The sequence below is a fragment of the Sulfobacillus sp. TH-112 genome (assembly GCF_057473405.1).
Genome location: NZ_JBYCKN010000199.1, coordinates 1 through 10742 on the forward strand (window position 1 = coordinate 1; position 10742 = coordinate 10742).

Here is a 10742-nt window from a genome sequence, read left to right on the forward strand (position 1 = left end):
AATCACCGTCAAAAGACCCACGGTCAAAATCCCCCAAACAAAGAGAGGAAGACGATTCCAGGTAAGGCCTTTCGTGCGATGAAATAGAATGGTAGTCACCATGTTAATGGCCACGATGAGAGACGATAACGTAAGGGCGAACACGCCCAGGTAGTAATAGAGAATTCCTACCCCATCGGACGCCGCTAAGGGCTCATAGCCACGCCAGCCGGTGGTCCAGTCGCCCAGTAATGGACTCATAACAATCGTGAGCACACCTGCCGGGACCAGCCAAACACTAATACTGGACGCTTTCGGAAATACGGTCGTACGCGCACCAATCATCAGAGGTACCATATAGTTTCCAAGGCCTCCGAACATGGCCACGGTAGCCACCGTAAACATCATCAACGTTCCATGAATACCTACCGCCTGCAAATAACTTTCAGGATATTGAAAGATCGTAGGCTGATAGTTCATTAACTGGAACCGCATCGCCATGGCCACAAGCCCAGCGATTAAGAAGGTGCCCGTCGAAAAGACTAAGTACTGAAGACCAACGGTCTTGTGATCGTTGGACAACTGAAAGAATCGCCGCCATCCGGTCTGTCGATATCCGGGATCGGGGTATCCAAGCATGGGTCGCACAATGTGCTCGTACCCACCAACACCCAGTAGCCATCCTACAAAGGCGCCAAACCATCCCGCTACCGCACCAACCTGACTGACGTAAGGCGATATCGGACTATAGTCAACCGCGATGCTAATTGCATTTAGCACGACGAACCCGATAAAGGCCCATAGAAACCCGCGCATTACGGGTGGCATCATGCGACGATCAGGTGCCATCGGTGGTGTCCCTTGAGACGGCGGCGCCACACGTTGTGCCAATTACTTCAACCCCTTTCCATGACCATTCCCGTACAATGTTGAGCTCATCATGAGCCCGATGCCTGCGCCTTTGCCCATGATGCAAACGCGCTTCCGCTGACCACATGAACATTAGCTTCCATATATGGATGTCCAGGGCCACAATCCTCGGCACATTGAACGCGAACCATGGGGTCTTTCTCTGTGGAGGTGATGGCCGTCGGAGTAAGCACCAGCGTCCGTGTTTCACCTGGGACCACGTCCATCTTTACGCCAAATCCCGGAATCCAAAAGCTGTGGATGACATCAACCTGATAATCATAGGTATGGAACGGATCATAGGAGCGCATGACGAACTCCACAGGCCGATTCACAGGCAAGTACAACACATCCTGGCCCTGGGAATTCAACGATTGTTGTATGCCATACTGCGGATAGCTAAAAATCCACTCCCATTGGCGAGCCGTCACATCCACAATCAAAGGATTTTCTTTAGCAGTAATTTTCTGAGCCGCAAACACTTGCTCAAGTCCACTGGCATTAGGATGTAACCAAATCAGAATGTTAACTAACACGCTGACAATAATCCAGATTCCAATATAAGCCTTATTGACACGAGTCTGGTCTTTAGCGTCTCCAGTCTCTTTAACACCTTTCGGCACATGGAACTTTATCATGGCGAAAATCAGCATAAGCACCACGAACACAAAGATTGGTACCGCGACCCATAATAAGAAGTCAAATGCCTTCACACCAATGATACCGAGGTTAGAGAAGGTCCCAAAATAAGGTCCTGCCTCATTGGGAGCCGAATTAATCCAGGTCGTCACTCCCCACTCTCCAAGGAGTGATGCTACCACCCAGAGAATACCGAACAGTGCTGCATTGGCCATCGAAAATTCGGGCCTCCTTCCGATCATTTACTATTGAAGGACTACTGTCAGGCCCGCACCACGTTGAGAATGCCACGCATTCCCAACCGCCAATGTGCGGCGTTTTGTACGAAGCACCCATAATGCCAAATACCAGGCTTATCAGGTACCGTAAAAGCAATGTCAATATGCCCTCCGGGCTTCAGTGTGGGACTAAACCCACCACCACTCGCAATGGCATATGCGGACTTCGGTCCGATGTACGTCACCTTCGCTTTATTAGGAACGAAGTTGTCAATCATGTACGGATTCGACAGCGTCACCGGGACATTAGCCCAAAAATCAATCAGAAAACCGTCGGCCGTAATGGTACCGAAAATCGTCTTTTCGGTGCTGACATCTCGTCCAATTTGCATCTCATGATAACGAGTAACACTCATGTTATGCAGGCGCATCGTCATCGGGTCGCCAACGCGCCAGGTCATGTAGTTCGGCACATAATAAAAATCTTCCTGGTAGACGTGAATAAGTCCGGTCGACACAGGCGAGCCAAATACAGCACGTGCCGCATTCGGAATGACTGTTCTTCCGAACATTGCCACCAGGCCTGCAGCGGCGACACCTACAGACCCCCAGATAAATTGGCGTCGACTCCATTGAAGTTCTTGTGGTGCCTCTTCCGCGGAGTCAATGCGGCCATTGTTCGGCGTGTTATCCAATTTATCTACTCCTTTCTAAATGAGTCGTATAGCCTTGCAAACAAACCGAAACCGCGGAACAAAATGGTCCGCATGGCCTAGAACGGCTGTATTCCGGTGAAGAGGGCACTACCCTACACACCTACTTCTCTGCATATCTTCTACAACCGCCCGGAAATTCCTGCTAAGTCATGTAGTTTTTTGTAAAGTAATTTTTATTCGGTGTGGTGAAAAAAAAAGAGCTCGCACAAGTGATACACGCGAGCTCCCTATGATGATTCTATATTACGACGATTTCTTTAACCGGCTTCTTAGCAGTCCGGGACGGGTATAGTAATACGCCACCGACTGATGCAAGATTCCCGACGTAATGGTAAGCAGGGCCAAAATAAATGTCCCGATAGCGGGCACAGCCGTAGTCCACGCAAATGAAGCACTGGCCATTTGAACTACTACCACACTAATAAGCCATGTCCACGGCAAAAACAGCAGATCCTTTGGGCGATGGCGCAGTTCACTCCAAAAGGACGGCCGGTGGTTGTATGCAAGAGCACCTCTCCAGAAGAACCACGGGACAATGATGGCAAAACACACCAGCACTATCGCCATGCGAAGTTCCATCGGCCCATGCGACCCATGGGTATCAATGGGAACATGAACCGCCCCCATGGCCACAAAGCTAATGACCATCATGATGGCCGAATTAATCATGATGCCAAGCGTGGAGCCGGAAGGCGTCGATGGGCGCAAGCGTTTAAGCAGTTGGGAAATCACAATAAATCCGATAATGCTTGCTACAACTAATACCCCCAACATGCGCGGCAGTTGATGCTCGACGGCCATTAACTGGCTATGGTAGGTTCGAGCTACGGACGGATCATTGATCGGTTCGATTTCCAAGAAGACAAACGGTACGGTACCGGGTGCAACGATAAACAGTAGCCACAACCATAAGGTCCCCGCGGCCAAGACCCCCATCCAGGTTTTCCAATGTTCTGTCCAATACGTTACCGAAGCCGCCCAACTTTCTTGCCATAATTTACTCACGAAAATCCCTCTTTCAATGGTCTCTAATTCCATGGTCTTTAATAGGTCGCTACGGCAAAGGAAGACCGCTCTTCCCAGGCTCCTGACGCGCAAGCTCGCTCCGATGTTGACGCACAAGATCCCACATCGTGGAGTTCTTGGGACTACTAGCGGGCGGTGCCACATGATGAGGAAAAGCAGAAACCCCCATCACCGCCGTAATCAAAATGAAGGTGGCCACGGCCATCATTAAGTGAAGACCCAAAAGGCGTCTTCTCAAGGGACGCCGTCGAGCGTCAAACTGGATAAAAAATAACGCTCCGGTCAGAAATGTGACGACATACATTCCAAAACTAACGTACGCAATGGTTGGGACATCGACATTATCGAAAATGGCAAATGCGAAAACACCCATGGTCACGAGAGCCAGCAAAACATGTAATACGACCCAATTCAATGGAATGGAACGCTTCGGCAAGGTCATGGTTGACGCGCGCGTTCGCCTTTTCGGTGGGCCAAAGAGCGAAAAGCCAAAAAACACAAAGGCACCCGTAGCGGCCGTCGCTAATAACAAGCCATAGGTGACGATTAATAATCCTTGGTGCATTATAACGAAGTCCTTCCCAAAGAAATACTTCTCCTGTAGTACCAGGACCGATATTACGGTAAACTTGTCCTGTCCACTACAGGAGAGGAGATTAGGCGATGGTATCCTTTTTAATTACTTCAGGTGTTATCTTCTTAGTTGCCATCGCACTTGCGACCTATATCGTGATCGGCGAACTACGCCACGGTCACGGACGCGATGATTGAGTGATCACCCGAGACTAAAAATGGAAATCCACGAGCATGTAATGACCGAGCACAATCATGGTAATAATGAACAACGGTACGACCGAGAGAAACACTCCTTCGACAAATCCCATGTTAGGCTCACCTCCGCATCCCAATATTTGTTTCTTATAATTCTTACCATACTCGAAATTACATGATTGGGCAATTCCACGCTAACGATTTTCTGCAGGCGGCCTCGGATAATGCACCGAGACATGGCTCGGATCGACCAATTGACGATACTTATCTAATACCAATTTCAGATCCTTCCACACCGCGGACTTTAATCGCGGCTCGCGCAAGAGGGCAGCAGGATGATAGGTAGGCATCCACCATCGCCCATCGTGCTCAATCCAATGGCCTCTTGCCCCAGTAATTCGCAGAGCGGGGTCAATTAACGATTGCAGTGCAGTATTGCCGAGAAGAATCACAATAGTGGGATCGAGAATCATGAGTTGTCGATTCAGATGGGATATACATGTTGTCCGTTCCGAATTCGTGGGTGGGCGATTACCGGGAGGACGACATTTCACGATATTTAAAATATAGGCATGGCGCGAACGCTCCATGCCCATGGCCTCAATCATTTTGTCCAGCAATTGGCCTGCTGGACCCACAAACGGCCGTCCCAAGCGATCTTCTTCTGCGCCCGGTCCTTCCCCAATGAACACAAGTGCCGCATCCGGGTACCCTTCTCCAAAAACCACTTGGGACGCCGAACCACGAAGTGCACAAGCTCGACAAGCTAATACCCGAGGTCGCAACAAATCCAACTCCGCCGCTTTATCCCTCATCGCGTAGTCCTCGCCGACAATGCACGCAAACGCCACACGGCAAGACACACGATGCTGAGTTGCACCAAAGTGCACCAGGCGCAGAGATGCCCTACATGCCATTCCGTGCCAATTGCATAGGACACACCCAAGAAGCCAATGACGCACCATGCCCAGGTTAACTGACCATTCGACACTCGCGGTAGCCCCCAGAAGATCAGTACCCACAGTAACGCCCATGCACCCAACGGCACCCCGAATACGTGACCTCCCTGGCTTGTGACCACGGCCCGACAATTAATCACACCGGTAACCGACGACCCTGGGCATCCCACAATGGCCGGCTGAGAAACCAGGACTAGGGTTGCTGAGGAAGCGACTACCGCCACCGCACTCGCGACCAAAGCCAAGATCCTAGGGCGCCACCAATCCACAAGTTATCCCTCCAGCAATAGCTTCTCGGGGTCTTCCAAGAACTCTTTGATCGCCACCAAGAATCGTACCGCTTCACTCCCATCGACGATACGGTGGTCGTAAGACAGTGCTAGATACATCATGGGTCGGATAACCACGCTGCCGTGAACCGCGACCGGACGTTCCTCGATCTTATGCATCCCGAGAATTCCCACCTGTGGCGCATTAAGGATAGGGGTTGACAGCAGCGAACCAAAAATTCCCCCATTAGTGATGGTGAAACTGCCTCCCTGCAATTCCTTAAGACTTAGTTTGTTTTGTCTGGCTTTACCGGCCAGTTCGGCTACGCTCCGCTCGATCTCGGCAAAGGTAAGCTTGTCTGCGTCACGGACTACGGGAACCACCAGCCCAGATTCGGTCGAGACCGCGATACCAATGTCATAGTATTCCTTGAGAATCATCTCATTGCCCTGGATTTCAGCATTCAGCTGCGGAAACAACTTCAACGCTCCAATGGTGGCTTTGGTGAAAAATGACATAAATCCTAATCCGACGCCATAGCGCTCCTTAAATGCGTCCTTGCGTCGAGCACGCACTGCAAGCACTTGCGTCATATCGACTTCGTTAAACGTCGTCAGCATTGCTGCACTGTGCTGAGCTTCAACCAAGCGACGCGCAATCGTTAGGCGACGACTGGACATGGGCACCCTGCGCACCGGACGACTGTCGCTTCCAACGGAGGACGGCGATGGCACCGACGCGGTATTCGCTTTGCCGGACGTTGCGCTCGGAGAAGACGGTTTTGCGGGTGTCCCATCCCCTGCTTGTTGAACCACATCCTCGCGAGTCACCCGACCGCGAGGCCCAGAGCCGCTTAACTGGCCCATATCAAGACCGTGTTCTGCCGCCAATCGGCGTACGTCAGGGGTCGCACGCGCAATCATGGTATCGGGCGAATGATCCCCTTTAGGAGTCAAAGGTGCTATAGACTCCGGCTCTTTTGAGGAGGACGACGGGGCTGCAGCCCCAGCACGAATCACCGCTAGAGTACTTCCTACACCCACAGACGCTCCTTCTCCGGCAATAATCTCTTCCAAAATGCCTTCTTCTTCTGCGGCAACCTCGAGATTCACCTTGTCGGTTTCCAGTTCAACCACTGCCTCGCCAGGTTTGACCGATTCGCCGACCTTCTTAAGCCACTGACCGATCGTGGCCTCCATAACTGACTCTCCTAATTCTGGCACTTTCAACTCTGACACTACCGTTGACCTCCCTGCGCCGATACTATCTTGCTGTATAACGCGTCATGTGTAATGCGTGACTGCTCTTCGTTATGCATTTCTGGGAATCCCTCCGCAGCAGCCGCCCTTTCCGGACGCCCGACATAGCGTAGCGTTACACCATCAGGTATTTCTGACAGTAGCCGTGAATGAATGTACCGCCATGCCCCCATGTTTTGCGGCTCCTCTTGCAGCCAAACCACTTCCTTAAGGTTAGGATACCTCGACAAAATCCCTGAAAGCTCGGTATGCGGGAACGGATATAATTGCTCGATGCGCACCACATCTACCTCTGATACCGGTTCCGTTCCCAACGCCTGCAATACGTCGACCACCACTTTTCCACTTAGTAGCACCAGGCGTTTTACAGCTTCCGGACTAACAAGCCCTTCGTCGATGACGGGCCGAAACTGGCCACTTGCCAGATCCGCAAGCGCGCTCGCCGCTGCGGGATGTCTTAGGAGACTTTTGGGGGTCAGGACGATAAGGGGCCGCGGATCTTGATGGATGACGTTCGCCTGTTGTCGCAACAAGTGAAAATACTGGGCGGCCGTAGTGCAGTTGGCGATGCGCACGTTATTGTCTCCAGCCAGTTGCAGATAACGCTCCAATCGCGCGCTTGAGTGCTCTGGCCCTTGGCCTTCATAGCCATGAGGAAGTAACAGGACAACGCCCGACTGTTCTTTCCACTTCGACCGGCCGGCGGCGATAAACTGGTCGATAATCACTTGCCCCGCATTGGCAAAATCCCCAAACTGGGCTTCCCACATCGTGAGCATGCGGGGCTGCTCCACGCTGTATCCGTATTCAAATCCGAGCACCGCGGCTTCTGATAGTGGGCTGTTATAGACGGCAAACGATGCCCGTGCCGACGGGAGATGTTGCAAAGGTGTATAGGTGGCACCACTATGCGCGTCATGTAGCACCGCGTGGCGGTGACTAAATGTTCCCCGCTCACTGTCCTGCCCACTAAGGCGAATGGCAGTCCCGTCCGCCAAAATCGAGGCAAATGCCAGAGCTTCTGCAAAGCCCCAGTCAATCGCTCCGGGTGCGTCGATATTCTGCAACCTTCGTTGCAACTGGCGCTGAAGCTTAGGGTTCATTGAAAATCCCTCGGGAAAATGATGCAATTCCTTGGCATAATCGCGTAGGTGCGATTCCGGTACGTGCGTTGGCTCCGCCAATCCAATTAAGGCGTCGCTCCAAGTGGTGGTCTCTTGGTCGTCGGATTCTCCCACGTCTGCCATGGCATCCTTTGCCTTTTTAAGTTGTTCCTGAATGTCACTTAGCATGACCTCAACCTCATCACCTTTAACCACTCCGCGGGAGACCAATTGCTCAGCATATAGGGCGCGTACCGTCGGGTGTTGGGCGACCTTATCATAGAGCACCGGCTGGGTGTAAAGCGGCTCATCCCCCTCATTGTGACCCCAGCGACGATATCCGACCAAGTCAATCAAAAAGTCCTTGTGGAATCGCTGACGATACTCAAACGCCAAGGTGGCGGCCTGAAGACACGCTTCAGGATTATCTGCATTGACGTGAACCACCGGAATTTCAAACCCTTTCGCCAAGTCCGACGCATACAATGTTGACCGTCCGTCACTGGGTTCCGTCGTGAATCCTAAGCCGTTATTCATGATGATGTGTAGCGTGCCACCCACTTGATACCCTCGCAAGCGAGAAAGATTTAATGTCTCAGCCACCACTCCCTCGCCCGGAAATGCGGCATCACCATGGATAGCAATAGCGACAGCACGGTCGATATCCTGCCCGGGAACTCCAGGGTGGTCAACCGACTCTTGAGCGGCTCGAGCGGTGCCTTCGACAACAGGATTGACAAATTCCAAGTGACTGGGATTATTGGATAGCGTAATTCGTACACCGGCTAGCTCACCATCCCGAAGTAACTTGTGGGCGCCCAGGTGATACTTCACATCACCGGTCCATCCCGCATTGATGCCCATCGAACCCTCTGAGGGTACTAAGTCTTTATTGACCGTGCTATGAAATTCAGAAAAAATTCTCGCATACGGCTTACCGAGGACATGCGCTAAGACGTTTAAGCGACCGCGATGCGCCATCCCAATCACCACTTCATGCGCCCCGTTATGGACGGCACGGGATACTAGAACATCAAGCATCGGGACTAGAGCATCGGTTCCTTCAATGGAAAAGCGTTTTTGACCCGGAAACGAAGTGTGCAGAAACCGTTCAAAAGCCTCCGCTTCCGTCAATCGATGTAGCAGGCCGCGCTGTGTTTCCGGAGATAGCGCTTTTTCGACCGCCTGACCTTCGACTTGCTGCCGCAACCAATCACGCTCTTCGACATTATGAACATGACTAAAATCGTACCCTAAGGGACCTGAATACATTTGCCGCAACATCTGGATGGCCTCTAGCGCACTGGAGGCCTCGCGCAGCCGATTCGGCCACACCACTGTAGCCGGCATCTCAGCAAGGTCCGCGTCGGAAATCCCCATGACTTCAGGATCATCAACCACCCGTCGCGGGGACACGCCCAAAGGATCAAAGCTGGCCTGCAAATGACCATATTCGCGGATATTGCGTGCCAATTGGACCGTTTTCACATATTTCTCAACACCGAGCGCCGCACCGCTCTCGCTCACTGGAATCTCGATAGAATGGGAATCGATTAAGGAATGAATAAGCATGGGGTCCAGGTCCGCTAATATAGCCCGGGTATCTTCATCGACTGATGCTGGATCAGAACGGTACCGTTCATACATTTCAATAAGATATCCGGCATTGGGTCCGACAAAGAGACTTTCTAAACTCGTTCTACTCTGTTGCAACGAAATTCCCTCCCGTTCGAAGCGCCGCACGGCCCTTCGATAATACACGCATCAAAAGACGCATCCGGAACGGGCCGCGCACTTCGGTTAAATATCCCTCAGCACAGCTCTTTCGGTCAATGCGGTGTTCGTCATTATCATAGCAGATTGTGGGTATTCGAGGTACCTGGTGCGACGGTTGCCTCACAGAAAACCATCCGCAATTTTGACGGCATGCCTCTGTCATCTGTACTGAAAAGAGAGGCAATCGACCTCCATATTGTTGCATGTGTCAACCAGGTGGACTAGCCTATAAGTATTCTCGGATCCGAGGTGACGCACGTGATTTGGGTATTGATGTTCGGAAGCTTGTTTTTGGCAGAATTGCCGGATAAGACATCGCTTGCTACCCTAGCTTTGTTGCGCCATCATGCTGCGGTGTGGGTGTGGCTTGGAGCCGCATTAGCCCTAATCGCGCAGACAATTCTGTCCCTTAGCGCCGGGAGATTATTAGCACTCGTACCCCAAAAGCCCTTGGCATGGTTTGAAATTGTGCTATTTTTCGGATTCGCCGTGTGGTTATACAAGGAGTCCAAAGAAACCGACCACAGCCCAGTGGATGGCACGAATCTACACTCCCTCAACGCACAAGCCATCGTGCTACAAACTTTTTTTATGGTGTTTTTAGCGGAATTTTTCGACCTGACACAGATAGCCACCGTAGCTTATGCCGCGCGCTATCCGCACCAGCTCATCGCCATTGGTGTGATCGCATCCACCGCACTCTTAGCGGCTAACGGACTCATGATTCTCATTGGTCGTTACCTTTTGCGCCGAGTACCCGGTCATTGGATGCAGCGGGGGGCAGCGCTAATTTTCGGCGTGATTGCTGCCATAATGGGCTTGACACAGTTAGGCGTCTTTTAACATGTAACCTATTCACACTGGGTGGCGTTATAGTTTATGGAATCAGTCAAAAGGGGTTGCCGACGACGAACGCGCGGGATCAAAAAGACTTTGACGAATTTATAACCCAACATGGCGATAAAGCGGTCAGATACGCCTATGTTACGTTGCACTCCCGTCCAGACGCCGAAGACGTGGCTCAAGAGGCGTTTCTAAGGATGTGGAAACACGCAGGGCGACGTGGCGTAGATACCCTATCTCCTGCTTTGTTGTTTCATACTGTGACAAATCTTTG

General features: G+C 51.7%; 11 protein-coding genes. 2 read left to right on the forward strand and 9 right to left on the reverse strand.

All coding sequences use genetic code 11. The annotated features are described in order from the left end of the window. The 9 genes from ACOJWD_RS14740 to ACOJWD_RS14780 form a co-directional block, all read right to left on the reverse strand. A partial coding sequence (locus tag ACOJWD_RS14740) for a cbb3-type cytochrome c oxidase subunit I (protein WP_486994008.1) occupies positions 1 to 870 on the reverse strand: 870 nt, incomplete at its 3' end. Positions 871 to 917: 47 nt separating this feature from the next. Beyond that, entirely contained in the window at positions 918 to 1742 is an 825-nt protein-coding gene (locus ACOJWD_RS14745; protein WP_486994009.1) for a cytochrome c oxidase subunit II, read from the reverse strand. A gap of 47 nt (positions 1743 to 1789) precedes the next feature. Further along, a complete protein-coding gene (locus tag ACOJWD_RS14750; protein ID WP_486994010.1) occupies positions 1790 to 2440 on the reverse strand; it encodes a cupredoxin domain-containing protein in 651 nt (216 codons plus the stop codon). 264 nt (positions 2441 to 2704) lie between these two features. After that, positions 2705 to 3466 carry a hypothetical protein gene (locus tag ACOJWD_RS14755; RefSeq protein WP_486994011.1) on the reverse strand — a complete coding sequence of 254 codons (762 nt, stop codon included), beginning with the start codon at positions 3464 to 3466 and terminating at the stop codon, positions 2705 to 2707. A gap of 49 nt (positions 3467 to 3515) precedes the next feature. Then, on the reverse strand, positions 3516 to 4052 hold the full coding sequence (locus tag ACOJWD_RS14760; protein WP_486994012.1) for a hypothetical protein: 537 nt from the start codon (positions 4050 to 4052) through the stop codon (positions 3516 to 3518). A gap of 400 nt (positions 4053 to 4452) precedes the next feature. Further along, the gene (locus ACOJWD_RS14765; RefSeq protein WP_486994013.1) at positions 4453 to 5073 is read right to left on the reverse strand and encodes a uracil-DNA glycosylase; all 621 of its coding nucleotides are present in this window, start codon (positions 5071 to 5073) and stop codon (positions 4453 to 4455) included. Further along, positions 5070 to 5486 carry a vitamin K epoxide reductase family protein gene (locus tag ACOJWD_RS14770; RefSeq protein ID WP_486994014.1) on the reverse strand — a complete coding sequence of 139 codons (417 nt, stop codon included), beginning with the start codon at positions 5484 to 5486 and terminating at the stop codon, positions 5070 to 5072. Before ACOJWD_RS14770 ends, ACOJWD_RS14765 begins: the two co-directional genes overlap by 4 nt. A gap of 3 nt (positions 5487 to 5489) precedes the next feature. Continuing rightward, on the reverse strand, positions 5490 to 6725 hold the full coding sequence (gene odhB / locus ACOJWD_RS14775; protein WP_486994015.1) for a 2-oxoglutarate dehydrogenase complex dihydrolipoyllysine-residue succinyltransferase: 1236 nt from the start codon (positions 6723 to 6725) through the stop codon (positions 5490 to 5492). Further along, on the reverse strand, positions 6725 to 9562 hold the full coding sequence (locus ACOJWD_RS14780; RefSeq protein WP_486994016.1) for a 2-oxoglutarate dehydrogenase E1 component: 2838 nt from the start codon (positions 9560 to 9562) through the stop codon (positions 6725 to 6727). The genes odhB and ACOJWD_RS14780 overlap by 1 nt, the downstream gene beginning before the upstream one ends. A 321-nt stretch (positions 9563 to 9883) precedes the next feature. Here ACOJWD_RS14780 and ACOJWD_RS14785 point away from each other — a divergent pair, with 321 nt between their 5' ends. Continuing rightward, positions 9884 to 10468, forward strand: coding sequence for a TMEM165/GDT1 family protein (locus ACOJWD_RS14785; protein WP_486994017.1), 585 nt, complete (start codon positions 9884 to 9886; stop codon positions 10466 to 10468). Between the two features lie 56 nt (positions 10469 to 10524). Beyond that, positions 10525 to 10742: RNA polymerase sigma factor (locus ACOJWD_RS14790; protein WP_486994018.1), on the forward strand; the 218-nt coding region annotated here is incomplete at its 3' end.